Origin of the sequence: Hoylesella shahii, assembly GCF_937990675.1 — a bacterium.
In the GTDB taxonomy this organism is placed as follows: Bacteria; Bacteroidota; Bacteroidia; order Bacteroidales; family Bacteroidaceae; genus Prevotella; species Prevotella shahii.
This window is the reverse complement of record NZ_CALKQY010000016.1, coordinates 1-24,920: the sequence shown is the minus strand read 5'-3', so window position 1 is coordinate 24,920 and position 24,920 is coordinate 1. Positions and strand designations below refer to the sequence as shown.

General features: G+C 45.5%; 20 protein-coding genes. 8 read left to right on the top strand and 12 right to left on the bottom strand.

Annotated features, from left to right (window positions below; translation table 11 throughout):
* Positions 1-1,169 precede the first annotated feature (1,169 nt).
* Together cmk and porQ are read right to left on the bottom strand one after the other, a co-directional pair.
* Positions 1,170-1,862 (bottom strand): (d)CMP kinase, encoded by a 693-nt coding sequence (gene cmk, locus QME03_RS02190; protein WP_110369962.1) that lies wholly within the window; start codon positions 1,860-1,862, stop codon positions 1,170-1,172.
* Between the two features lie 210 nt (positions 1,863-2,072).
* Complete coding sequence (gene porQ / locus QME03_RS02185) at positions 2,073-3,017, bottom strand: type IX secretion system protein PorQ (protein ID WP_273115557.1); 945 nt, start codon at positions 3,015-3,017, stop codon at positions 2,073-2,075.
* A 121-nt stretch (positions 3,018-3,138) separates the two neighbouring features.
* On the opposite strand from porQ, the gene QME03_RS02180 reads away from it, so the two are divergent.
* The 4 genes from QME03_RS02180 (at position 3,139) to QME03_RS02165 (ending at position 6,671) form a co-directional block, all read left to right on the top strand.
* The gene (locus QME03_RS02180) at positions 3,139-3,849 is read left to right on the top strand and encodes an energy transducer TonB (RefSeq protein WP_281723320.1); all 711 of its coding nucleotides are present in this window, start codon (positions 3,139-3,141) and stop codon (positions 3,847-3,849) included.
* A 12-nt stretch (positions 3,850-3,861) separates the two neighbouring features.
* The gene (locus QME03_RS02175; RefSeq protein WP_281723319.1) at positions 3,862-4,836 is read left to right on the top strand and encodes a polyprenyl synthetase family protein; all 975 of its coding nucleotides are present in this window, start codon (positions 3,862-3,864) and stop codon (positions 4,834-4,836) included.
* Between the two features lie 178 nt (positions 4,837-5,014).
* Entirely contained in the window at positions 5,015-5,716 is a 702-nt protein-coding gene (locus tag QME03_RS02170; RefSeq protein ID WP_273115562.1) for a hypothetical protein, read from the top strand.
* Positions 5,717-5,879: 163 nt separating this feature from the next.
* Positions 5,880-6,671 (top strand): TatD family hydrolase, encoded by a 792-nt coding sequence (locus QME03_RS02165; RefSeq protein WP_273147837.1) that lies wholly within the window; start codon positions 5,880-5,882, stop codon positions 6,669-6,671.
* Between the two features lie 228 nt (positions 6,672-6,899).
* Here QME03_RS02165 and rsgA read toward each other — a convergent pair whose 3' ends face one another.
* Together rsgA and frr are read right to left on the bottom strand one after the other, a co-directional pair.
* Positions 6,900-7,832: a ribosome small subunit-dependent GTPase A gene (rsgA, locus tag QME03_RS02160; protein WP_281723321.1), complete on the bottom strand. Its 933-nt coding sequence runs from the start codon at positions 7,830-7,832 to the stop codon at positions 6,900-6,902.
* A gap of 20 nt (positions 7,833-7,852) precedes the next feature.
* Positions 7,853-8,413, bottom strand: a complete 561-nt coding sequence (gene frr, locus QME03_RS02155; protein ID WP_110369960.1) for a ribosome recycling factor — start codon at positions 8,411-8,413, stop codon at positions 7,853-7,855.
* Positions 8,414-8,614: 201 nt separating this feature from the next.
* Between frr and QME03_RS02150 the strand changes: the two genes are divergently transcribed.
* The 4 genes from QME03_RS02150 to QME03_RS02135 all read left to right on the top strand — a co-directional run bounded on the left by QME03_RS02150 (position 8,615) and on the right by QME03_RS02135 (position 12,578).
* Positions 8,615-9,184 (top strand): HD domain-containing protein, encoded by a 570-nt coding sequence (locus QME03_RS02150; RefSeq protein ID WP_273264072.1) that lies wholly within the window; start codon positions 8,615-8,617, stop codon positions 9,182-9,184.
* 122 nt (positions 9,185-9,306) lie between these two features.
* Complete coding sequence (locus QME03_RS02145) at positions 9,307-9,999, top strand: DUF421 domain-containing protein (protein ID WP_025815270.1); 693 nt, start codon at positions 9,307-9,309, stop codon at positions 9,997-9,999.
* A gap of 88 nt (positions 10,000-10,087) precedes the next feature.
* A complete protein-coding gene (locus QME03_RS02140) occupies positions 10,088-11,311 on the top strand; it encodes an acyloxyacyl hydrolase (protein ID WP_410521747.1) in 1,224 nt (407 codons plus the stop codon).
* A gap of 163 nt (positions 11,312-11,474) precedes the next feature.
* Complete coding sequence (locus QME03_RS02135) at positions 11,475-12,578, top strand: Mrp/NBP35 family ATP-binding protein (RefSeq protein ID WP_281723317.1); 1,104 nt, start codon at positions 11,475-11,477, stop codon at positions 12,576-12,578.
* Positions 12,579-12,944: 366 nt separating this feature from the next.
* On the opposite strand, the gene QME03_RS02130 is transcribed toward QME03_RS02135, so the two are convergent.
* The 8 genes from QME03_RS02130 to mfd all read right to left on the bottom strand — a co-directional run bounded on the left by QME03_RS02130 (position 12,945) and on the right by mfd (position 24,694).
* Positions 12,945-13,151 carry a hypothetical protein gene (locus QME03_RS02130; protein ID WP_273264066.1) on the bottom strand — a complete coding sequence of 69 codons (207 nt, stop codon included), beginning with the start codon at positions 13,149-13,151 and terminating at the stop codon, positions 12,945-12,947.
* Positions 13,152-13,393: 242 nt separating this feature from the next.
* Positions 13,394-14,815, bottom strand: coding sequence for a B12-binding domain-containing radical SAM protein (locus tag QME03_RS02125; protein WP_281723316.1), 1,422 nt, complete (start codon positions 14,813-14,815; stop codon positions 13,394-13,396).
* A 1,763-nt stretch (positions 14,816-16,578) separates the two neighbouring features.
* Complete coding sequence (locus tag QME03_RS02120; protein ID WP_025815264.1) at positions 16,579-17,268, bottom strand: peptidylprolyl isomerase; 690 nt, start codon at positions 17,266-17,268, stop codon at positions 16,579-16,581.
* A gap of 212 nt (positions 17,269-17,480) precedes the next feature.
* Positions 17,481-18,623, bottom strand: coding sequence for a cytochrome d ubiquinol oxidase subunit II (locus QME03_RS02115; protein ID WP_281723315.1), 1,143 nt, complete (start codon positions 18,621-18,623; stop codon positions 17,481-17,483).
* A 198-nt stretch (positions 18,624-18,821) separates the two neighbouring features.
* Entirely contained in the window at positions 18,822-20,384 is a 1,563-nt protein-coding gene (locus QME03_RS02110) for a cytochrome ubiquinol oxidase subunit I (RefSeq protein WP_281723314.1), read from the bottom strand.
* Positions 20,385-20,489: 105 nt separating this feature from the next.
* On the bottom strand, positions 20,490-20,714 hold the full coding sequence (locus QME03_RS02105; protein ID WP_281723313.1) for a DUF4492 domain-containing protein: 225 nt from the start codon (positions 20,712-20,714) through the stop codon (positions 20,490-20,492).
* 170 nt (positions 20,715-20,884) lie between these two features.
* Complete coding sequence (locus QME03_RS02100) at positions 20,885-21,166, bottom strand: GNAT family N-acetyltransferase (RefSeq protein WP_281723312.1); 282 nt, start codon at positions 21,164-21,166, stop codon at positions 20,885-20,887.
* Positions 21,167-21,283: 117 nt separating this feature from the next.
* Positions 21,284-24,694, bottom strand: coding sequence for a transcription-repair coupling factor (mfd, locus tag QME03_RS02095; protein WP_281723311.1), 3,411 nt, complete (start codon positions 24,692-24,694; stop codon positions 21,284-21,286).
* Positions 24,695-24,920: the final 226 nt, after the last annotated feature.

Sequence of the window (24,920 nt, the reverse complement as noted above, 5' to 3'; positions counted from 1 at the left end):
TATGAAATTATGTGCATGAGGGGGAAGCTTACAACTGGGTTTTAGGACTGACCCGAATTTAGCCACTGCCCTTGTACTTTGACAATGCGCAAGAGCAAAAGTTTGGCCTTTGAATGTGCCCTTTGTAAGCACGCCATAACAGGCATTATGCCAGCAATGCTAAAAGAAAAGACAATTTAATCCCAATCGGTTGTTAAAGGGCTTATCCGATGTTGTTATATTCTTTTCATGCTTCCAGCTAACCTTGCATCTGCTTATCGGTATCTTGTTTGCGTTATTCTTGAAGACATAGTGCACTTCGTCTTTAAGCATAACATAGGCAATGTGTTCAACAATACACAAAATCTAAACCACACTAACGACCTATTTGAGTTGAGATGCTAGCAAAAATGCAAGAAAATAAAGAGGGATAATGAAAACTAAACGAACAACCGTTCACAAAAAGGCATGAAAAAAGGAGCCCCTTCATCGCGAAGAACCTCCTCCAAAAACAGTAATTAACTCAAAATTTATAATCTATTTTTACTGACAATTAGGATGTTCGTAATTAATTGTTGTGGGAAGACCTATTAAGTACTTATCCCCTCAACCTATTTTTCTGTTTGCAAAGATAAAAAGGATTTTCGAAAACACAAACTTTATCGTGACAAAAATTCAGGCAAAATCAAAGAATTAATTCTTTTTTTGAAACCTTTCGCATTCTATTTGTCAAATAGGCTGTCAATGTTGTCATTTTTTCAGATAAGAAATAGGTGAAGTCTTACAAAGCATTCACCCCTTCATCAAACTTTTTTCAATACCAAACCAAGGAAAGAGGGCACTGCAAGGCACGTATTTTTTGCGTAATTGATAAAGCAAAAAAATATTGCGTCCGTGAGCAAATACACAACTATTGCACACCAACCCACAATCATTCTGCTCACTTAAACACCCTACCAAGCACGTTATAGGTGCGTTGTTCTGGTTTGTAGATGGCTATTTGTTGTATAGCTCTTACAATATGATAGGCTTAAAAAGTTAAAACACGTAATATTATTGTACAAAACGCTCCAACTAACGAAGAAAACACAACTTGTTTGGATAGGCCAATGTGCGCCCCTTGCAACAAAAACGCAAGCAGCAGACGCACATAGACCCAACAAACAAGCGAGGACGACAGGCACTTAGCCTTACTGGGCCACCCTTTCTTCAAATCTTTCAACAAGCCATTGTAGCTGTTGGGCAATGGTTAGTTCGCCATTGTCAAGCTCGATGGCATCATCGGCCTTGCGCAACGGACTTACTTCGCGGTGACTATCAATGTAATCGCGCTGCTGAACATTATTAAGAATTTCATCAAAGTTGGCTTCAACGCCCTTACCTTTCAGCTCGTCAAATCGGCGTTGCGCTCTAATCTCTGCTGAAGCCGTAACAAACACCTTCAATTCGGCATCGGGAAACACCACTGTGCCAATGTCTCGACCATCCATTACAATACCTTTATCACGTCCCATGCGCTGTTGTTGCTCCACTAAAGCCGTGCGAACAAAGTCAATTGCAGCGATGGCACTAACATGCGACGACACCTCCATGCCTCTAATCTCGTTCTCCACGTTCTCGCCATTGAGATAAGTTTCGGCCCTACCCGTTTGCTCATTGAGCTTAAACTCCACGCGCAGTGTTTGCATTTTCTGCTTTAGTTCATCGCGGTTTACCTCGCCATTAGGTGCAATCATACCGTTGCGCATGGCAAAAAGGGTAACTGCGCGATACATTGCGCCAGTGTCAACATAGATATAGCCCACTTCTTTGGCCAACATCTTGGCCATGGTACTCTTTCCGCACGACGAGAATCCGTCGATGGCGATGGTTATTTTCTTCATGATTTGTTGTTATATAATAATGTGTAAATGTTATGCGTAAATGCTATTAATATATTTAGCTGTGCAGTACTCCTTTCTTTTCATAACTTGCAGCCTTATATAGTCCTGCTCTAGCCCCTTCAACAAGTGGTTTGTAAAAGCTTTAGGTATGAAGACAGGCGCATTGAGATGTTCTAAGAACGACTAAAGGCAAGGCAGCACAGTCTTGATTTACAAGGAAAACGAGAGATTGAGCACCACCGACGAACTAGATACATGATACTTGCCGTAAGCCAGATTAAGCTTAAAGCGCTCAAGCTGCAAGCCAGCACCCAGCGAAAGCCCTGCGCCATGACTGCTAGCGGTGTCGGCATCGCCCACTTTCATCTCGTTGGCACGGCGCAAACTATAGCCTGCCCCCACCCAGATGTTTTGCGAAAGCTGCGCGTCAACTCCAAAAACAAAATGCTTCATTAAGGAGTAATGCCAGTGATTAAGGTCGACTAACGTGGCCGAAAATCGGAAAGGTGTATGTTTCAAACGCTTACTAACCCCTATTTGCACGTCGATGGGCATAGCTTCGTAATTATCATCGTAGGCCTTAAGCTGTCCACCAAGGTTCTTACCCACCACCGACAACGACAATTCGCGGTCGGCATCGTAATAATTCAGCCCCAAATCTACGCCCACGCCCACCGAATGATAATGCCCAATACTAGACGAGAGCACCTTTGCAGCAATACCACCAGCCAGTTTATCTGTGAGCATATACGAGAAATAAGCCGTAACAGCAATATCTTTAGCCGAAAACTCGCCCAAGTCTTGATTGTCGGCAGTGGTATATCGCATCTGTCCATAGTTAACATAATTGGCCGAGAGCGCCACCGAAGCACGCTCTTTTATCACCCGGTTGTAGGCAACACCAGCCAAATTAACGCCTCGCATGAAGTTCATATAGTTCAAAGCAACAGTTTTATCACTCACCGACGACAGCAAAGCAGGGTTGTTATACATCAACCAAGCATCGTCATCAATGAGTGTAACATTATCGCCTCCTAATGCAGCGGCATGCGCACTCACAGGAAGCCGCAAGAAATTATAGGCCGTTTGGCTCTCTTGCGCCACCATTTCACCCCCCATAAAGACCAAAACGAGGGCGAAAAACACTTTTTTCATCAACTAAATTCCTTTTTATCTACAAAGTTACACCTTTTTCCAATTATATCATTATATTTGTAGGTGATTTGAGTATCATTAACCGTGAAAGCTCAAAGAACGATACAACGACATCCAGAAGGTGGAGATAAAGAAAACACATAGTGCCAATTTGGAGAACAAGCGCGTAACAAATTATCTGCTTGGACTCGTTGTTGTGCTCTCGTTCCTATTCGTGGGCCTAGAGTATAACAGCCAATCGCGCACATTTAACCTTGACGACGAGCTGCCCGACGACATCTTTGAAGAGATGGAAGTGCTGCCCGAAGTGGAGAAAAACGAAATGGTGAGCGCCGCCAAACCCACTGCCGCACCATCTATCACCACAAAAATTAAAGCGGTGGACACGCCTATGACACTGCCCGAAAAGGTGAATATGCGAAACGAAGAGGAGGAAGAAGGCAATGAAGCCACCAGGCAACAAAACGAAACACCTACTACGGCCATCGAACAACCCGTGCCCGAACCTATTGCCGACGACAATAAGCCTCGCATTGTGCAACAAATGCCTGAATATCCAGGGGGTATTGTGGAGTTTATGAAGTGGCTGCAACGCACCCTTCGCTATCCTCCAACGGCCCAACAACAGGGCATTCAAGGAAGTGTGATGGTGTCGTTTATCGTCAATGTAGATGGAACTATCACCGAACAAAAAGTGGTTCGTGGCGTAAACGAAGAATTAGACGCCGAGGCGCTGCGTGTTATAAGCAACATGCCCAAATGGAAACCAGGACTCGACAAAGGCAAACCATGCCGCACGCTCTTTGCCATACCCATCGTATTTAAACTCTAAAATGAAGTTATCATGCTGACAGACGACATCATTCTCAACAAAATAAACCAATACGTAGACGCTTTACCCTTCGACAGAAAACCAAATTCGCTCTACGAACCCATAAGATACGTGCTCTCTATCGGGGGAAAACGCATCAGGCCTACTTTGGCTTTGCTGGCCTACAACTTGTTTAAAGACGACCCTGAAAGCATACTTGCACCTGCTTGTGGACTGGAAACCTACCACAACTACACGCTCCTGCACGACGATTTGATGGATAATGCCGAACTGCGACGTGGTAAACCCACGGTACATAAACGCTGGGACGCCAACACGGCCATCCTTTCGGGCGACTCGATGTTGGTGCTGGCTTATCAACAGATGGCACAATGCGATGAAACAAAGCTCAAACCAGTGATGGAACTGTTTACTGAAACAGCACTGGAGATTGGAGAAGGTCAACAATATGATATGGATTTCGAACACCGCAACGACGTAACCGAAGCGGAATATATCGAAATGATTAGACTCAAAACAAGCGTTCTGCTCGCCTGTGCTATGAAAATGGGCGCTATATTGGCCAATGCTCCACAAGAAGATGCCGACCTACTCTATAAGTTTGGCGAACAAATTGGACTGGCTTTCCAACTGCAAGACGATTTTCTTGATGTGTATGGAGACAGCAAAGTGTTCGGAAAAGCCATCGGCGGAGACATCGTTTGCAACAAAAAAACGTACATGCTCATTAATGCTTTTAATAAAGCCAACGATAAACAAAGGGCTGAACTAAAACAATGGGTGGAGCAAGAACAATGTAACCCGCAAGAAAAGATTGCGGCTATAACCCAACTTTACAACGATATGGGCATCGACAAGATGGCCGAACAAAAAATAGAACACTACTTTGACTGCGGTAAGCAACTGCTTGATAAGGTGAATGTGCCCGCAGAAAGAAAAGCCAACCTCATTAACTATGCCCTCAAAATGATGAACAGGAAATACTAGACAGCTTACCAACGGTGAACTCTGAAACCAAGAAAACACGCTTGTGAAACGGGTATCTATCGCCCTACTAAACCACAAGTTGATGCCTGAAACGGCTCATTGCCTTATACCCTGTTTGCTTGACCCCTTTGTCTACCGACAATTGGCGTTCAGGGAACACCATAAAACACCAAATACCATGCCATACCGACGACTACCTAAGACAGATGCCGCACGCCTTAAGGCTCTGAAAATGCTTCTCGAAAACGAAAGTGTGTATGCGGCTAGAAACAGATTTATTGACTGGAGTGTTATCAACAGGGCCAGACCAGCCTACGACCGACTGCTGACAGCGGCACAACAATATCGTACTTCGCTGACAGCACAGGCTAGACAGACCGACAAAATTGACCGCGTGCAACGCAATGCTGTGATGTATGTGAGCCATTTCTTGCAGGTTCTCTTTATGTGCGTTGAACGAGGAGAAATAAAAAAGTCGGCCCTAAAACTCTATGGACTTAGCGAACACGCTACTTCTTTGCCCAATCTTAAAACCCAAGAGGGCCTGGCCGAATACGGAAAACAGGTGATTGAAGGCGAAAAACAACGCATTAAGCAGGGCGGACGACCCATATACAACCCCACAATAGGGATGGTGTCGACGCACTACGACATTTTTATCGAAACATATAGGCAACAAAAGGCTCTGCAGGCTAGAACGAATAAGGCCGTTGACAAACTGCAAACGCTGCGCCCTGAAACAGACAACATCATCCTTGACTTATGGAACCAAATTGAAAAACATTTCGAACACGAACCGCCTGAAGTGCGATTTGCGGAATGTAGAAAGCTAGGGGTGATTTATTATTACCGCCGAAACGAGGAACATCTGTACGGTTAGCTTCTCGTTGTAGGCTATAACGTGGCACAGACGCATGCCCTGTGAACAGTCTCCGCGCGCGTTTGGCGCACTCTGGGGGCTTGTTCTCTTCCCATTGACTTGGAAAGTGGCTTTGTTTTGCGCCTTTGCACCTCATTGCTGCCTACAACTGGCAAACAAACAAATGACTACAGGAATTATAGACACACACATCCACCTTGACGTGGACGACTATCGCGACGACCTTCACGAGGTTATTGCCCGAGCTAAAGATGCTGATGTGACCAAAGTTTTCATCCCTGCCATCGACGAAAGCAGTGGGGATGCTGCCCTTTTGCTTGCTCAACGTTATCCCAACTATGCCTTTGCGATGATGGGGTTGCACCCCGAAGAGGTTAAAGCCGACTATGCCGAGGTGCTTCGACACATGAAAAAGCGCTTTGATGAGTCACATTCGTTCATCGCCGTTGGTGAGGTTGGACTTGATTTCTATTGGAGTAGAGAATTTGAGCAACAACAACTTGAAGCCTTCGAAGAACAAGTGCGTTGGTCGATTGAATATGATTTGCCCCTGATGATACACTGCAGAAAGGGGCAAAACGAGATGGTACACATCCTTAAAAAGTACGAAAGCCAATTGCCTGGTGGCGTTTTTCATTGTTTTACTGGCAACGAACACGAGGCGGATGCTTTTCTTCAGTTCGACAAGTTTGTGCTGGGCATTGGCGGTGTGCTTACCTTTAAGAAGTCTAAATTGCCCTCGGTGCTGCCTCATATTCCTCTTTCGCGCATCGTTCTAGAAACAGATGGCCCCTATATGGCCCCTGTTCCCATGCGGGGAAAACGCAACGAGAGTGCTTATCTCACACATGTGGTGGAGAAAATGGCCGAAACCTACGCCACCACTAGCGACGAGATTGCCCGCCAAACCTCAGAAAATGTAAAACGAGTATTTGGTAAACGCGTGCCTTTCTAAGCTATTGGCAAACGCAATAACAATAAAATCAATGCATCAACCGAGCCACTATCTTTCAATACAAAGGGAGATTGGCTCGGTTTTGTATTTTTAAAGTAACAAATGTTGGGAAGAAAACAAACCCTTCAGCCGATATAACCACCTTACACCCATTACACAGCGAGGTTTAGGCATAGCAATGGCGCGCAAAATACAGGTACATAGCACTCGCCGCACTGCACTACAACCTTAATAAGCCTCTCTATACTTACCCTCATCCTTATCTTCAAGCATATTAAGATAAGATTGATAACGGCTTTGCGCGATATAATGGTCGTTCAAAGCCTGCAAAACGGCGCATCCAGGTTCGTGTGTATGGGTGCAATTATTAAATCGGCAACCTTTAGAAAATTCGAATATCTCTTTAAAATAACTGCTTAGCTCGGTGGGTTCGATGTCAAACGTACCAAAACCTTTAATGCCTGGCGTGTCGATAACCCATCCGCCTTCGGGCAATTCCAGCATTTCGCTAAACGTGGTGGTGTGCATTCCGGCATTATGAGCATAAGAAATCTCGGCCGTTTTCAGGTTGGCCGTGGGCAAGAGTTTATTAATAAGAGTGGATTTGCCCACCCCGCTATTGCCACTTAAAAGCGAAATGCGCCCTTTAAGTAAGGCACGCACATCGTTAACGCCTGCTCCTGTCTCGGCCGAAATGGCCAAACAGTGGTAACCAACCGTCTCGTAGAGGTTCATTACCATCTGTTGGTAGCGCATTTCGTCTTCGTTAAGCAGGTCGGTTTTATTAAACACCAGCACAACAGGTATGCGATAGGCTTCGGCCGAGGCCAAAAAGCGGTCGATAAAGGTGGTTGAAGTCTGTGGATGGTTCACCGTTACCACGAGCAATGCCACATCAAGATTGGCCGCGAGTATGTGGCTCTGCTTAGAAAGGTTCGACGACTTGCGGATAATATAATTCTTTCTGTCTTCGATTTCAGCGATAAAGGCTGTACCATCTTGGTTATTTACAAGCTGCACACGGTCTCCCACAGCCACAGGCGATGTGCTGCGTATGCCTTTAAGTCTAAAATTGCCTTTTATTTTGCTTTCCACAATACAGCCGTCGTCGGTTTTCACCGTGTACCAACTGCCCGTGTTCTTTATTACCAGTCCTTGCATGTTGTGCTTTGGGCGCGGCATTAAACCGTCATTATCTCCTTGTTCTTAGCCTCAAGCAAGTCATCAATCTTCTTAATAAACTTGTCGTGCAGCTTCTGGAGTTGTTCTTCAGCGTCTTTTTCGTTGTCTTCCGACAGTCCGTCTTTGATAGCCTTCTTCAATTTGTCTTTTATTTCGGCACGCACGTTGCGCACTTCAATCTTGGTTTTTTCACCAATTTTATTGCATTGTTTAGCCAATTCGCGACGGCGTTCTTCGGTAGGCTGTGGTATTCCCAGGCGAATAACCTCGCCATTGTTTTCGGGTGTGATACCCACATCACTGTCCATAATAGCCTTTTCGATGTCGCGAATAGCCTTTTTGTCAAAGGGTTTGATGGCGATGGTACGTGCATCAGGGGCCGAAACGTTAGCCACTTGGTTAAGAGGTACAGTCATTCCGTACGATTGAACACGCACGCCGTCGAGTATAGCCACGTTAGCCCTACCGGCACGAACGCGCGACAGCTGCTCTTCTAGATACATCGCCGCCATCTCCATACGGTCTTGCGAATCCTGCAATACTTCCTTTACGTCTATCATAATACTTGGTTCTTAATTGTTTTAAAGCACAAATTTAGAGAATTATCGCCAATAACCCAAATTGTTTGGCGCAAAAAAGCGCTTCTGCACTCGTTTTCTGGCTCTACCCCTGCTTTTATAGCGCACCCACATTATTTATTACACACGTACAATATTTATTAATGATGAGCGTTTTAACCTAAAACCAAACCCCAACATAACATGCAAACAGGATATCAAGCCATTATCGACAAGTATTATCCGCTCGACAACGAGCTACGACACATTTTATTAACCCACAGTCGCAGTGTGGCCCACTTGGCTTTGGCTTTGGCTAAACAGCACGCTGAATTGCAATTAGACTTACAATTCATTGAAGAGGCGGCCATGCTTCACGACATTGGCATCGTGCTTTGCAATGCACCGTCTATTCATTGCTTTGGTACGCACCCCTATATCTGCCACGGCCTACTGGGCGCCGACATGCTTCGTGCCGAAGGTATGCCTCGCCATGCTCGCGTTTGCGAACGACATACGGGCGCTGGCATCACGCGCGAAGCCATCGAAAAGCAGCAATTGCCCCTACCCTTGCAAGACTTCTTGCCCGAAACGCTCGAAGAACAGCTCATTTGTTATGCCGATAAGTTTTTTAGTAAAACCAAACTCGACCAACAAAAAACGGTGGAACAAGCCGAAAAAAGCCTAGCGAAGTTTGGCGAAGAGGGGCTTGTGCGCTTCCGTGCGTGGGTAAAAAGGTTTGGAGAACCGCCATTGGTCATTACTACAACATAATCTTTGGTCCTACTCCCTCACGCCGCCACCCCCTACTCATCGTTTTTAACGATTGCAACGATAATGGTTTGCACACATTTTTTTACCTTTGCACCCATCAACAAACATTAAACATTATCAGGATGCAGTATTTTGAAATTGCCGTTAAGCTTTTAACGGGAATGATTGGTATTTTGGTGTTCCTGCGCATTGCAGGAAAGGCACAGATGGCACAACTAACGCCACTCGATACGGTGAGTGCTTTTGTTATTGGAGCACTGGTCGGCGGTGTGCTTTACAATCCCGACATGACGGCTCTCCACATTCTTTTCGCCCTTGCCGTATGGACTGCTTTTAATCTCTTTATTCGTTTCTGTATGCGCTCCAAAGTTTTGCGTCGCCTCATAAAAGGCGATAGCGTATACTTGGTAAAAAATGGAGCCATCAACTTTAAGGCCTTTAAGCGCAATAGTCTTGAGATGGAACAATTCCGCTTGCTTCTTAGACAGAAAGGGGTGTTCTCGATGTTCGATATTGAAGATGTTCGATTCGAGACAAATGGTTCAATCACTGTGGCCGAAGTGGGAAAAGTGAACGAATCTTATCTGCTTGTAAACAACGGTGCCATTGTAGACAGTTCGTTGTTTCATTGCGGAAAAACGCGCCAATGGGTGCTTAGACACATCAAACATTATGGATACGAAAACCCAAGCCAGCTGTTTTGCATGGAGTGGACACCTGGTAAGGGCTTCTATCTCGTGGCCAAAAATGGCGATGTGAAACGTGGTAGCGAGGAAATTGCTGCCGAAGAAATTGCACAAGAGGTGCTTAACTAATCCTTATAACATGTTTTTAGCTTTCCACTTTACAACATCCCTTCACCGCCAATGCCTGCAAAACTTGCGCCTTTGCCTTTTTGCATTGATGTTAATGCTTGCCGGCAACACGGCTTCTGCCCAACAAGCAGACAGCATTTCGCGATGGGGGATGAGCCTTTCGGCTATGAAAGGCGAAGTGGTAGCTGCCGACCAGTATGTGAAAAAATGGCTCAAACGAAGCGACAATTTCTCGCTTGCGCTAGAACTAATGCGTGCCCCACTGCCCAAAGATAGCGATGATTTTGCTGCCGACTATGGTAATCCCACCTTTGCCTTTGGTGTGCGCTACACGTTTAACAACAAAGTAAGCTTGCACCGCGAGGCTGATACCGACTGGGGAATGCTCATTCCCGTGGGCTATCATTCGCCATTGGGCAACACGCTCTCGCTCTACACCACGTTTTATCGTCCGCTTCACCGTTCGCGAACATGGGAAACGGCCTACTCGCTCAGTGGTGGCGTGGGTTTCTCGTCCTCCATTTATAATAAGAATAACGCCATCGACAACGAGTTTATCGGTTCGCACACCTCCATTTATTTTGCTGCTGGCGTGCACCAATCCTTTCATTTTGCTCCCAAATGGGCCGTGCGGGCTTCGTTAGAATTTGTGCATCATAGCAATGGCGCACTGTATCGACCCAACAAAGGCAGCAACACCGTGGGCGCTTCGCTGGCCTTGCTCTACACACCTTATTACGAACAAACGTTGCGCGCAGAGCCAACGCTTCGCAAAAAGCCATTTCAACAGGGCTTATACCTCAACTTCGCGGCTGGTCTGGGGGCTAAAACGCTATTAGAAGATTGGCTCATTACCCAATTTGGCACACCGCCTAGCCATCCAGATTATCGCACCGAGAGCTTCCGCATCTATCCTGCTTACTCGCTACAAGCCGATGTTATGTGGCGCTATGCCCGGCGTTGGTCGTCGGGATTGGTCGTCGATGCATTCTATGGCACATATTCCAAGCGCATCGAAGAACTCGACCTGCAAGCCCATCGCACACTGCGCCACTCGCCTTTTTCACTAGGTTTGGCCGCCAAACATCAAGCTCACTATGGTCGTTTGGCCTTAGCTGTATCGTTTGGCGTGTATCTTTATCGCCACATGGGCGACAATGCCAAGGTGAATGAGACGCCTTATTACGAACGCATTGGCGTGCATTATGCCCTGCCGTGGCTTAACAACCTTACTGTGGGGGTAAACGTAAAGGCTCATAAAACCAAAGCCGACCTCACCGAATTGGTGCTTGCCATGCCCATACGCTTGTAATTTACGAATAAAGAAAACAAAAACGTAGCCAAATCAACAATGCCCAGCCTTCACTCCTTCGCTTAAAGGGGTGTAAGGGCGAGAGCAATAACCATTTTCACCCTTTTGTTTGGCTCATCCCCATTTTATAATTACATTTGCATAACGAAAAAACAAAAACATCATGACACTATATCCCAAATTGATTACAGACGCTTTGGCTACGGTGATGTATGCCGGAACGAAAAAAAATATCATCGAAAGCGGTATGCTGGCCGACGATGTGCGCATCGATGGCATGAAGGTGACCATCACATTGCTGTTTCCTAAGGAGACCGACCCTTTCTTAAAATCAACGCTGAAGGCTGCCGAATCGGCCATTCACTATCATGTTAGCAAAGATGTGGAGGTGGAAATAAAAACCGAATTTGCTTCTAAACCGCGCCCCGAAGTGGGGAAACTGCTGCCACAGGTAAAAAATATCGTGGCCGTTAGTTCGGGTAAAGGTGGCGTTGGCAAAAGCACTGTTTCGGCAAACCTTGCTATTGCACTTGCCCGATTGGGCTATAAGGTGGGCCTTTTGGATGCCGACATCTTCGGTCCGTCTATGCCTAAGATGTTCAATGTGGAGAACGCGCGACCCTATGCCTCAAAGGTAGATGGGCGCGACCTTATTGAGCCTGTTGAACAATACGGCGTTAAGCTGCTTAGCATCGGCTTTTTTGTAAACGCCGAAACAGCAACCTTGTGGCGAGGAAGCATGGCAAGCAATGCGTTAAAGCAACTTATTGCAGATACCAATTGGGGCGAGCTGGATTATTTTATTCTCGACACGCCTCCTGGAACAAGCGATATTCATCTCACCTTGCTGCAAACGTTGGCTATCACGGGCGCCGTTATCGTAAGCACTCCGCAAAATGTGGCGCTGGCCGATGCACGTAAGGGTATCGACATGTACCGAAACGAAAAGGTGAATGTGCCTATCTTAGGACTGGTTGAGAACATGGCGTGGTTCACTCCGGCCGAATTGCCCGAAAACAAGTACTACATCTTTGGCAAAGACGGTGTGAAACAGCTGTCCGAAGAGATGCAAACTCCTCTGCTGGCACAAATTCCGCTGGTGCAAAGTATTTGCGAAAACGGCGATAAGGGCACGCCTGCTGCCATGAATGCCGACACCACGACGGGCCAGGCCTTCATCAATTTGGCGCAAGCTGTGGTAACTGTTACCAACAGGCGCAACAAAGAACAAAGCCCAACAAAGATTGTTGAGATTAAGAAGGGCTAACTCTAGCCGTTAATATAATGGGGGCTAACCTCCTTCTGGGTGCGTTTCGTGGCAAGTAAGATGCTAAGCTTAGTGTGCATCTGCTTGCTATGAAGCGCTTTTTTCGTTTGTATGAAATTGGCTTGCTACTCGTTGCCATGGGGCTTACTGCTTTTGGCAAGTGCTAATCACTTAGCACCATGGCTTTGACTACACAACTGGTGTACCACCTCATCGTATAAAAGCCTTGCGCTTGGGCATTATTTCCGAAAGTTCTACTTTCGTATTAATAAAGAATACAAAATCACGTTGAGCATCTCTAAAGAGTTGTCCTCCCAACGCTATGCCAGCAGGCATTAAGTTTGTAGTAGGCATAATAGCTGCGGTTTATATGCACACATTCATTACTTCTTCTTCGGGAAACAGCACGTTTAGCAGATACACATTTATGGGCGCACACATACGGTGTCCTTTCTTGTTGAAATAAGCCAATTGGGGTCTTCCGCGCTGAAGATAGTTAGGTATGACCGTAAAGATGGCCAAGAACAACAATATAAGCAGCAGTTTATACGATGATTTGAAACGAACCATCAAAGGGCGCGACTTTAAACATTTCTTGTTTATACATACCAACAACAATATGCATAACAAGCGATACTGACCTGTTGCAAACACCAAGACAGCTAAAAGCGATTGCAAATAAGACCATCTCTTTGTCTTCATTTTTATTGTGTTGCTGGTTATCATTAATGGTAACTTTTTTGAAATCGGCCACATCTCCACTACTTTACGTTCATTGCGCGTAGTAAAGACCTATTGTTATGGTATTTTTGTTCTCAGAGAGCTGTTTTTTGTAAACGTTCTATTTCCACATTTTCCCCAGGTTTCTTCGCGCCTTGCCCTTTGGTATGAGCCAATAAGTTTTCTAATAGGGGCAACATACGGTTGAGGTTGCCGTATTGAATCATAAAATTCCATAGTGGTTCAAACTTCTTCCAGCCACCCATATAAAACAAATGTGCCAATTGTTGTTTTAAATTGTCGTGCCCAAAACTGGCCTTAAAGATATTATTCCACGAATAGAAGTCGCGATATGCCTTATCGTAACCTTGTTTTAGTTCTTGGGCTGTTAGACCAAATGTTTTGTAAACAACAGTTCGCGTGTCGTACTTACTCCAATCGTAAGAAGTGATACGCCCATCGCGCTCCATTTGCTGAAACAGTCGTGTACCTGGATAGGGTGTAAGAATATGGAATGTAGCGGTTGTGATGCTGTGTTCAATGCCCCAATCAACGGTTCGGCGAAACACATCTTTGTCATCATGGTCGAGACCGAAAACAAAGCTGCCGTTAATCATAACGCCCAAGCTATGCAGCCGTTCCACAGCAGCCACATAGTCTTTTGATAAGTTCTGGAGTTTGTTGCTAGAGCGTAGGTTTTCGGGCGAGAATGTTTCGAAACCTAGAAACAAGCTGCGCAATCCTGCCTTGGCAGCCTTCTCAATGAGGTCGCCATTTAACACCGCTGCTACGGTTGAAGCACTTTGAAACACTCGGCCCATACCGCGCATGCCCTCAAATAATTGTGATGCAAAGCGGGGATTGCCCAGCAGGTGGTCGTCGAGAAAATAAAGATGTCTACCCGGAAGACTGTCTATCTCGGCCAAAGCATCGTCTACCTTGCGCGTATAAAACGACTTACCCTTGCCATAAAAGGCGTCTTTATAACAGAAGTCGCAATGATGTGGACAACCACGAGATACAACCAAAGAGTTTGGCACAAAATATTTATCGCGTTTTATAAGGTCGCGCCGCACGGGTGGAATGTTTTCTATACTTCTGCTGGTGGCCACATAGCGCTTTTGCGGGTTGCCTGCACGCAAATCGCTGATAAAACGCGGGAACGCTTCTTCGCCAGGCCCTAGCAAAATGGTGTCGGCATGCTGTGCTGCCTCATCGGGCAAACTGGTTACATGCAGTCCGCCCATGGCCACATACACACCTCTTTTTCTATAATCGTCGGCAATTTTATAGGCTCGATAGGCATTGGTGATATAGACTTGAATACAAACCAAGTCGGGTGTATCGTCTAATGTGAGTTTCTCCACATGTTGATCTTGAATTTCTACCTCGTCATCATCAGAGAAATACGCAGCAAGTGTCGCCAGTCCGAGTGGCGGAAAAAGCGAATATTTGATGGGACGCCAATAAGCACTTTCGGCCTCTTGCAATGCTGGTAGTATCATTTTCACTTTCATACTAGTTGTTTTTATTGTTCAAGACGAGATGTAAAATTCTCACAGGTGAGATGAAATCAAGTTGTCTTACACCATTAAAATTTGTTCATATCAGTGATTAAGTGCAGGAAAGCGGTGTTTGTTCATTCAACGCTAACGCACAAGTGTAGATTTACAGCACAAATTTCGGTATAATATTTATCATTTACAAAACTTTTTACAAAAAAAGATGATTATTTGGGGCTACTCCTTGACCCTGTGTTGCACTTTTTGATATTATCTGTACGGATGGCGAACTACTGGATGATAATAAACAGTAAATATTGGTGTAGAAAAACAGAGCGTTTACTTTTAAAACGTGGATAACCATAAATATTCGGCACATAAATTATAGGTCGTAAGCAGGCTACAGCAAGCATCAAACTAACTATTTTGAGACACAATCACCTTACAATTAACTATGAGTTTTGTTGGATTGAATATAACCATATCCAGGCATTGGCTTAACTTCTAATAAAACAAACGCTGAAAAAATAATGGCATTGAGTTTAAAGAGAATGCTCTTTAACCCAAAATCGTTAATTAGAGCCTAAACAGATTTGTTGTATTGTGGAGCAAATTGCCTGTATTTGTAACGCAGGTGTAGCGGGCTACGTCAAGTTGCAAAGACAGACAAGATGCCAACTAGAAAATAAAAGATGTTAGGAAACAACACAAAAACAAGATTTCTGGAAACATTGTGGTCTAATCACCGATTTGGGTTGAATGTTAAGCTTCATATTTACAGCCTAATATCACGCACTAATTTAGTGTCTTTATTTTACATTTTAACAATTTTGGATAACCATTTTTAGCTTAAAAAAAAGACCTAAAAGGGCAAAAAAGGGAACAAAAAACTGTTTCAAAACAAATTTTCAGTCGGTTTTTGAGCAAAACAATAGCATTTTGCACCGTTTTACCTTTCTAGTTTACCATGAACGAGCCATTTTAGTCGGCCCAAAAACCAGGTTTTTGACCTCAAAAACCTACTTTTCGCTGAACATATTGCACAAATCGTACATAAAAATCACCCCTTCAACATACCTTCAGCCACTTCACGACATGAAAATTTATGCATTTAAACTGGTGATTTGCTCCATTTTCGTCTGCGTTTTGCTGCATTTCACCTTGCATTTAGCACCATTTAGCCTTGCGTTTTCATAGAGTTAGCCTTGCGTTTTCATAGAGTTAACACGGTGTTTTGCTGCATTTTGCACCGCGTTTTGCTGCAAAACGCACATTTTGAGCTATAACTTGCGTATTTATTCTCCACGTTATCAATTTCTATGCAATTGCATCACAGCTTGTTTGTCACGAAAATAAACCCTTGCGAGAATTGATTATTTGCAATCAAAAGAACGATTGGTGATTTTTAAAGCCGTATTTTTTGTTAAATTTATGGCGTAATATTTTACAATTCAGACTCAACTACCACACTAAAATCTGTACAGAGCACGTGTATTGTTGAGCAAATAGCCTGGTTTATGTTTGAAGAGATGGCGAAATACATCAATGAAAAAGACAGATAAGATGCCCACAAGCATACAAAAGATGGTGACGAGGCAATAACAACAACAGTAACCATGCGATAAGCTGCGTACGGACAAACTGCTAAGAAGGCGTTGGGAAGAGTAGTTATACCGCTAGAGACAAAAAAAGCTCGCTTCCGCCCATGCTTAGTAAGCAAGAGCAGACAACGAGCCACAAAAAGTTTGAAAAGGCGCCTAACAAAGCGTCTAATAATATTATTTCACCACCACGGCCTTGATAATTTTCATATCCTCAAATGGCCGATCGTGTTCGTCGCAAGGCGTTTTCTGTATCTTTTCAACCACATCCATTCCCTCAACCACTTCGCCAAACACGGTGTATGTGCCATCAAGATGGGGCGTGCCGCCCTTCTTATAATACATTTCGCGTTGTTCGGGCGTTAGTTTTACGCTATTGTTGGTTTTCAAATCCAGCTTCGCTTGCACGGCATCTAGCTGATAATCGGTCATACGCTTGCCATAGACGATGTAGAACTGAGCCGACGACGATTCCCACTTGGGATTAACATCGTCGCCCTCGCGCGCTGCTGCCAGGGCGCCTCGCTTGTGATAGTAGGTTGGAAATACAATCTCTGCAGGCACCGTGTAATCGGGCGAATAGCCACCAGCTGGTTCTCCAAAGGCTGCATGGCGAGAAGTGGAGTCGCCTCCCTGTATCATGAAGTTCTCGATTACACGGTGAAAAATAGTACCATTGTAATAGCCCGACTTTACCAAACGGAGAAAATTGTCGCGGTGTTTGGGTGTTTCGTTGTAGAGTACAACGCGAATGTTGCCCATATTGGTTTCGAAAAGCACCTGATGCCTAACGGTGTCGGTAGGCGTTTGGGCCACAGCCACCATGCCACACATGGCGAACAAAAAGGCGAACAATGTTTTTTTCATAAGGCAGATGTTTATGTTGAATTGATGTATTTACGCACTGGCGCGCAAAGTGGAAAAAAAAGAGGGTTGACGTTGCTGTAAGCTTCTTAACCAAATGGTTCGCACATGTTAAGAACAATGCGTTGGGCAGACATCTAGATTAGTGCCCACACATCAATACTTAAAAGAACCCGTTGGTTTAGAAGCTTACAGCCCCGTCAACCCGTAAGTGTTTAGTAACTTTCGTCTTCGGTTATCTCTTGTTCGGTAATAGACTTGCGGTCGATGGCACGCCAAGCAGCAAATATATAAACCAAAACAAAGGGGATAAGAAGCGACACAACCGACATGGCTGTTAGTGTAAACACGCTACCAGAACTGTTGGCAATGGTGAGCGAGCTTTGCAAGTCGGTGTTAGAAGGATAATAAGCGGTGTTGTTCCAGCCAGCACAAAGCAGCAATACCAATACCACCAGCACCACACCTACACCGCCAAACCAGATGCCGTACTTGAAATCGGCACTGAAAAGGGTGCGTGCTATGCCATAAAGCAACGACACAACACCTACCAAAAGCACGAGGGTGAGATACCACATCGACAGCAGGTTGTGCAGATACTTATAAGATTCGATAAAGATGAGGCCTGTTTGTGGGTCGTAAGCAAAGCCATCTTTCAACAGCAAATGCACCAAGAAGCTCAAGAAGAAAGCCAAGAACACGGCCGTGTTAAGGCCCAATTGCTTGCGAGCACGGGTAACAATGTTGTCGTGTTCTACGTTGTTAATGATGTAGAGCAAGCCCAACACACGTGCCAAGAAGAACACAGCGACACCCAAAACTACATTCCAAATATCGAGCAGCGCGTCAAGTCCATGACTAGCGTTGGCCCAACGGCTAATAACAGGCTGCACCATGCTGGTGATATTGCCTTTGTCGACAATGAAATTAGAACCATTGAAGAACGTAGCCACTGCTCCACCCAAGAGAACAGGACCAAGTACACCGTTAATAATAAGGAATGTTTGGAAGGTGCGAGCCCCTAAAAGGTTACCCAATTTGTTTTGAAACTCATAGCTAACAGCCTGAATTACAAACGAGAAAAGGATAATCATCCAAAGCCAATAAGCGCCTCCAAAGCTTGTGCTATAAAACAAAGGGAAGGAAGCAAAGAAGGCTCCACCAAACGTTACCAATGTGGTGAAGGTGAATTCCCACTTACGCCCTGTGGAATTAACCACCAAGCGACGTTCGTTCTCGGTCTTGCCGAGGGTGAATATAAGGGTGTTAGCGCCCTGAACAAACATCAGGAACACGAGGAGCGCGCCTAATAGCGACACCAAGAACCACCAATAATGTTGCAAAAAATCGTATGACATGAGTTTATTTCTTTTCTTTTTGTTCGGCTCGTTCGTTTGTGATTGTTGCCTATGTGCCTATACTTTCGATGCAAAACGTGCAGACAATACCACTATTTGAGACTTGTGCGCAGGCATTTTGCCAAGCAATATTCGCCCCAAGGGGCAAAACCAAGGACAAGCAAGCCCACAGCCTACGGCCAAACAAGGGGTTAGCGTTTATTTTCCGTACTCAGGGCCCTTCTTAATCTGCTTAATCAAGATGCTAATTTCAACCACGAGCAATAAGGTGAACAAGCCCAAGAAGAGGAAGAAGGTTGTGGCGATAGACGAAGCCCCAACATCACTCACAGCCCCCCAAGTGGGTAGCATGTCTTGAATGGTCCAAGGCTGGCGTCCCATTTCGGCCAATACCCATCCTGCCTCTGATGCGATGTAAGCCATTGGCAAAGAGCAAATGCCCAAGATGAGTAACCAACGAGCGTTGGAAACTTCTTTGCGATAGCAGAAGAAGCAGAGAATGGCAAAGAAAAGTACGAAGAACGAACCCATACCCACCATTATGCGGAACGACCAGAAACAAAGAGGGATGTTGGGAACAATCTGATCGCCATTCTCAACATAGCCATATCCAAAGTATTTCATGTTGGCTCTGATAACAGGCAACATCTTTTGCGCCAGGGTTTGGTTGCCTTCGGCCTTTGCCTTGCGATAAGTCATCAAGGCATTAACAGCAGCTTTACCCATCACAATCTTCTCGGCCACCGAAGGTTCGCGTGTACCATCGGCCTTAACATAGCCGTCGAGCAGATCGTTAACACCAGGTACAAAGCCATGCATGGTGTGCGTAGCCATCATCGAGAGCGCATAAGGGATAGAAACATGGCATGCCAGTTCTTCGCCACTACGATAATCGTGTTGTTTAAAGGGATTAACTAGCGCAATTGCAGTGAGGCTCTGGCTCTCGCCACCCTTGCAGAGTGCTTCCATGGCAGCCAATTTCATGGGCTGAACCTTACCAACGAGCGTTGCTGAATGGTGACCTGTGATGCCAGCGAGCAACGAAGCCACAAAACCTACGCAAGCAGCAATCTTCAAACTCTGCTTAGCCAATTCTGTTTCGCGCTTCTTAAGAAGGTAGTAAGAACTAACGGCTACTACGAATACAGCTCCAACAATCCACGAAGAGGTAACAGTGTGGCAGAACTTGTCGATAGCAAAGGGCGACAAGGCCACATCTACGAAGCTAACCATCTCGTTACGCATGGTATCAGGATTGAACTCGCAACCCACGGGGTATTGCATCCAAGCATTGGCCACCAATATCCACCAAGCCGAAATGGTAGCACCAAGACCCGTGAGCCATGTAGATGCGAGGTGGAAACCCGAAGAAACTTTATTCCATCCAAAGAACATTACGGCCACAAATGTACTTTCCATGAAGAAAGCCAAAATGCCTTCGATGGCCAAAGGCGCACCAAAGATGTCGCCTACAAACCAAGAATAGTTGCTCCAGTTGGTTCCAAACTGAAACTCAAGAATGATACCCGTGGCCACACCCATGGCAAAGTTGATGCCGAACAGCTTTTGCCAGAAACGCGCCACATCTTTCCAAAATTGCTTCTTTGTGCGATAATAGCATGTCTCGGTGATGCCCATGATAACAGCAAGACCAAGCGTTAATGGCACAAAGAGCCAGTGGTACATGGCCGTAAGGGCAAATTGCGCACGCGACCAATCAATCGTACCTGCAGAGATGTCTAGAAATAGTTGATTGAACATAGTTTATTTTAATAATATTTAGTTTCGCCTTTTGGGGGATTAGGTTATCTAGTTGTTGCGCTTGCCTAGCCATTCTAGGGCATTAGCACGCGCGAGCAAGGGTAATTATCGAGCCTGTCGCTCGTCGAGTGTACGCGACACGAAGTCGGCTTCCCCTCCTTTAGGCGCATTGGCCTTTAAAAAGTTGGGGAAGAAAAACACCTTTAAGATGGCAAACATGATGAAGAGCTTGATGAATATCACCAACCACAACTTCTTTCCTAGGGTCATGCTTCTGAAACCATCGTAGTATAGATCGAACACGCGATACCAAAAGTTAGTCTTGTTCATGCTTATTGTAATGATTACAATGTGCAAATGTAAGAAAAATAATTGTAATAACGTGTGCGAATGACGATTTTTTTACAAACACATTAACACTTAAACCTTGTAGAAAGCGTTGGAATTAATATTTAAAAGCTTCATACTGATTAGTTATGGACACCCTCTTGTCAAGACGACTAGGCCTTAACATCGTTGTATTTATCGTTTCGTTGAAACTGCACAGTGACAAAAGAACATACATCTTTTATCTTCTTGTTATGCTTGCGAGCGTAATCGGCGGCAGCATCAAGCAGTATTTTGGCAATACCCTTACCCTTATGTTCGGGCGAAACCACGGTATGCAGAATGGCAAAGCAATTATTGTCTACCCATTCGTAGCTGATGTAGCCCACTCGTTCTTCGCCTTCGAAGGCCACAAACTCGCCTTGGCGTTCGTTGTTGGTGTGTGTGATGGTCATAATTGATATTCTCTTTCTTATTATGGGCACATCATTGGTGGCCCTTGATTGATGATTGTGCGTTTGTTTCTCGCACGCACGTGTTATATATAATAAGGTGTAGCCAAGTTTTTAGCCCTACCCCACTGCTATTTGGGTTTTATTTTCGATGGTTCGCAGCACCTTAACAGCATCGCCCACAGTGGGAACGTTCGACACATGCATCATTCTTCGGCCATTAGTTTCTTTCAAGTCGCAGCGTCGGGGGTTGTTTCCGATGTAAGTAAGCACGTTATCAAAGGCCTTTGAGCGATAGTAGGCGCTGTTGGGATTGCTAACAAACTGCATGAGCATGCGTCCTTGCTTTAGCATTATCTTCTCGCACCCCAATCGTTTGCCAATTCGTCTCAGGGCTACCACCTGCATCAGTTCGTCGCCTTGAGGCGGAACAGGCCCAAAACGGTCTACAAGTCTTACGCGATAAGCGTCCAGTTCGGCATCGTTCTCGATGTTATCCAGTTCGCGATAGAGCAACATTCGTTCGCTGCTACCAGGCACATAGTTGTCGGGGAAATACATTTCGAGGTCGCTTTCCAAGGCGCAATCTTCCACAAACTGGTCGCCTCCCACCTCTTCTCCTTGCTCAATACTCTCGGCATAGAGGTCTGCAAACTCGTCGTTACGCAGTTCGGTAACGGCTTGCGACAGAATTTTTTGATACGTTTCGTAGCCCAAATCTTCCATAAAACCACTCTGTTCGGCTCCAAGTAGGTTGCCAGCCCCGCGAATATCCAGGTCTTGCATAGCGATGTTAAAGCCACTACCTAGGTCGGAGAACGTTTCGAGTGCCTCTAAGCGGCGTCGAGCATCGGGGGTTAAGGCCGAAAGGGGTGGCGCAAGCAAGTAACAGAAGGCTTTGCGATTGCTTCTACCCACACGACCGCGCATCTGATGCAGGTCGCTCAGCCCCACTTTGTGGGCATGGTTCACGATAATGGTGTTGGCATTGGATATATCGATGCCGTTTTCGATTATCGAAGTAGAGAGCAACACGTCGTATTCGTGATTCATAAAGTCGATAAGCGCGTTCTCCAAGTCTTCTGGTTTCATCTGTCCATGCGCTATAACAACACGGCAATCGGGCACATGCTTGCGTATGATGTTGGCCAATTCGGGGAGATTTGCTATGCGGTCGTTAACGAAATACACCTGTCCGTTTCTACTCATTTCGAAATTGATGGCATCAGCAATGAATGCGCCATCGAAAGTTGCTATCTCTGTATGTATAGGATGGCGGTTTGGGGGAGGCGTTCTCATCACACTCATATCGCGAGCACCCATCAATGAGAACTGCAACGTGCGCGGAATGGGCGTTGCCGACATGGTGAGCGTGTCGACATTGGTTTTAAGCGTGCGCAGTTTTTCTTTGGTAGACACGCCAAACTTTTGCTCTTCGTCGATGATAAGCAAACCTAAGTCGTGCCATTTAACGGTTTTTCCGATAAGTTTATGCGTGCCAATGATGATATCTATTTTACCTGCGGCGAGGTCGTCGAGCACTTGTCGGGTTTGTTTTGCCGAACGAGCGCGCGACAGATAGTCTACTCTTACGGGTAAGTTCTCTAATCGTTTGCTGAAAGTTTTAAAGTGTTGGAAGGCCAAAACCGTTGTTGGCACCATCACAGCCACCTGTTTCGAGTCGCATGCGGCCTTAAATGCCGCTCGTATAGCCACTTCGGTTTTACCAAAACCCACGTCGCCACACACTAGTCGGTCCATTGGGCGTGCTCGTTCCATGTCGGCTTTCACCTCGGTTGTAGCCTTTAGCTGGTCGGGTGTGTCTTCATAAAGGAAGCTAGCTTCTAATTCGTTTTGCATAAAAGAGTCGTGACTAAAGGCAAAACCTCGCTCGGTACGCCGTTTGGCATAAAGTTTTATGAGGTCGCGAGCAATATCTTTGATGCGTTTTTTGGTTTTCTCTTTCAGTCGTTCCCAAGCTCCTGTGCCCAAAGTAGAGAGTCGTGGTTGTTCGGCTGCCGTGCCTTTACGGTAGCGCGAAATCTTATAAAGCGAATGAATAGAGACATCTACCTTGTCGTTGTTTTGGTAAACAATACGTATCATCTCTTGATAAGAGTTACCAGTGGGCACACGAACCAATCCACCAAACTTACCAATGCCAAAGTCTACGTGCACAATAAAGTCGCCAGGCTCCATCTCTTGCAGCTCTTTCATTGTTAATGCCAGCTTTCCGGCACGTGCTCGGTCGCTCTTAAGGTTGTATTTATGAAAGCGATCGAATATTTGGTGGTCGGTAAAGAAGCAGATACGCAGGTCGTTATCCACATATCCTGCATGCAAAGTAAATTCGCCAGCCGACTCCATTTGCAAAGGGACGGCCGACTTTTGTTCGGCAATAAGGATGTCGCGAAGGCGTTCTTGCTGCTTCTTACTATCCGCCAAGATCACCAATCGGTAGCCTTGCAGCTGATAGTCTTCGAGTGTTTGGCACAGAAGGTCGAAGTTTTTATGAAATAATGGTTGAGCCGAGAAGTTAAAATTAATGGTGGCTTGTACGTCATCAGATGGTTTGCTGCCGATGTAAACATGGCGAAAGGCCAACGCATCATTGGCAAACCTAGCGCCCGTTATAAGCTGCAACTCTTTCTGCATGGCCATTTTTATTTGCTGTTGTTCCACTTCGGTTGCGCCATCCAACTGTGCTTCTAAGGCTTGATGGGCGAAACCTTCTTCGTAAATGCGCTGAATGGTGTCGCGAACATAGCCAAAATCTCTCATTACCAACAAGGCATCTGGTGGCAAAAGGGTTAAAAACGACACTTTCTCATTGGATTGTCTAGCCAATTCGGGCACTATTTCGACGGCCTGTCGCTTCTCTTTCGACAACTGATTTTCTACATCAAAGGTGCGAATTGTGTCTATTTCGTCGCCGAAGAAGTCGATACGGAAAGGCAATTCGTGACTATACGAGTAGATATCTACAATACTTCCACGCACAGCAAACTGCCCTGGTTCGTACACATAGTCCACTTCTTGAAAGTCGAAGCTGCGCAATGTCTTCACCATCTGCACCACATCAATGGTCTGCCCCACGTTTAATCGCAAGGTGCGTTCGTCTAATCGTTGCTTAGACACCACCAGTTCGCTCAACGCATCGGGCGAACAAACCACGTAAGAGCACCTTTCGGCGGCCAATCTAGCCAGCACTTCGGTGCGCAATATTTCGTTAGCAGCATCGCGCTGACCATATTTAACGGCGCGTCTATACGACGAGGGGAAATATAACACATCGTCGTTGCCCATCAATTGCACCAAATCTTGGTAGAAATATCCTGCTTCGTCGGCATCTTGTAACACGAAAATAGTTGTTTGTGGGCGCCGTTTGGCCATGCCCGAAAAGAACACGGGCGCGGCAGAAGCTACCATACCTTGAAGAAAAATGCGACGAATGGCAGCATCTGTAAGCGTTTTATCGAGTGCGGCAGCCTGAGGCTCACCGGCATATAATTGTTGAAGATTTATCGACATTCGAGTATTTGGTGGTGTGATGTGATGCGTTTGAAGTTTGTTTCTATCTTGCGTTCGCGCGCTTATATGATGAAGTGTTACTTGGTTTGTGCAGAAATATTGATTTACTGATGGTTCGTTCTCCCTAATTAGTCCTCCCTTAAAAACTATATTTTAGCATAAAGCTTGTATTGACAAGCTCTATGCTGATTCTTTTTATAAGGTACAAAAGAGCTCTCATAGCTCT

Excerpts from the sequence above, each read along its gene's own strand:
- QME03_RS02115 (WP_281723315.1), bottom strand. The coding sequence starts at position 18,623 with ATGTCATACGATTTTTTGCAACATTATTGGTGGTTCTTGGTGTCGCTA.
- QME03_RS02165 (WP_273147837.1), top strand. The coding sequence starts at position 5,880 with ATGACTACAGGAATTATAGACACACACATCCACCTTGACGTGGACGAC.
- QME03_RS02150 (WP_273264072.1), top strand. The coding sequence starts at position 8,615 with ATGCAAACAGGATATCAAGCCATTATCGACAAGTATTATCCGCTCGAC.
- QME03_RS02140 (WP_410521747.1), top strand. The coding sequence starts at position 10,088 with ATGTTAATGCTTGCCGGCAACACGGCTTCTGCCCAACAAGCAGACAGC.
- QME03_RS02100 (WP_281723312.1), bottom strand. The coding sequence starts at position 21,166 with ATGACCATCACACACACCAACAACGAACGCCAAGGCGAGTTTGTGGCC.
- rsgA (WP_281723321.1), bottom strand. The coding sequence starts at position 7,832 with ATGCAAGGACTGGTAATAAAGAACACGGGCAGTTGGTACACGGTGAAA.
- cmk (WP_110369962.1), bottom strand. The coding sequence starts at position 1,862 with ATGAAGAAAATAACCATCGCCATCGACGGATTCTCGTCGTGCGGAAAG.
- QME03_RS02170 (WP_273115562.1), top strand. The coding sequence starts at position 5,015 with ATGCCATACCGACGACTACCTAAGACAGATGCCGCACGCCTTAAGGCT.
- QME03_RS02125 (WP_281723316.1), bottom strand. The coding sequence starts at position 14,815 with ATGAAAGTGAAAATGATACTACCAGCATTGCAAGAGGCCGAAAGTGCT.
- QME03_RS02105 (WP_281723313.1), bottom strand. The coding sequence starts at position 20,714 with ATGAACAAGACTAACTTTTGGTATCGCGTGTTCGATCTATACTACGAT.
- QME03_RS02135 (WP_281723317.1), top strand. The coding sequence starts at position 11,475 with ATGACACTATATCCCAAATTGATTACAGACGCTTTGGCTACGGTGATG.
- QME03_RS02110 (WP_281723314.1), bottom strand. The coding sequence starts at position 20,384 with ATGTTCAATCAACTATTTCTAGACATCTCTGCAGGTACGATTGATTGG.
- QME03_RS02145 (WP_025815270.1), top strand. The coding sequence starts at position 9,307 with ATGCAGTATTTTGAAATTGCCGTTAAGCTTTTAACGGGAATGATTGGT.
- frr (WP_110369960.1), bottom strand. The coding sequence starts at position 8,413 with ATGATAGACGTAAAGGAAGTATTGCAGGATTCGCAAGACCGTATGGAG.
- QME03_RS02175 (WP_281723319.1), top strand. The coding sequence starts at position 3,862 with ATGCTGACAGACGACATCATTCTCAACAAAATAAACCAATACGTAGAC.
- porQ (WP_273115557.1), bottom strand. The coding sequence starts at position 3,017 with ATGAAAAAAGTGTTTTTCGCCCTCGTTTTGGTCTTTATGGGGGGTGAA.
- mfd (WP_281723311.1), bottom strand. The coding sequence starts at position 24,694 with ATGTCGATAAATCTTCAACAATTATATGCCGGTGAGCCTCAGGCTGCC.
- QME03_RS02120 (WP_025815264.1), bottom strand. The coding sequence starts at position 17,268 with ATGAAAAAAACATTGTTCGCCTTTTTGTTCGCCATGTGTGGCATGGTG.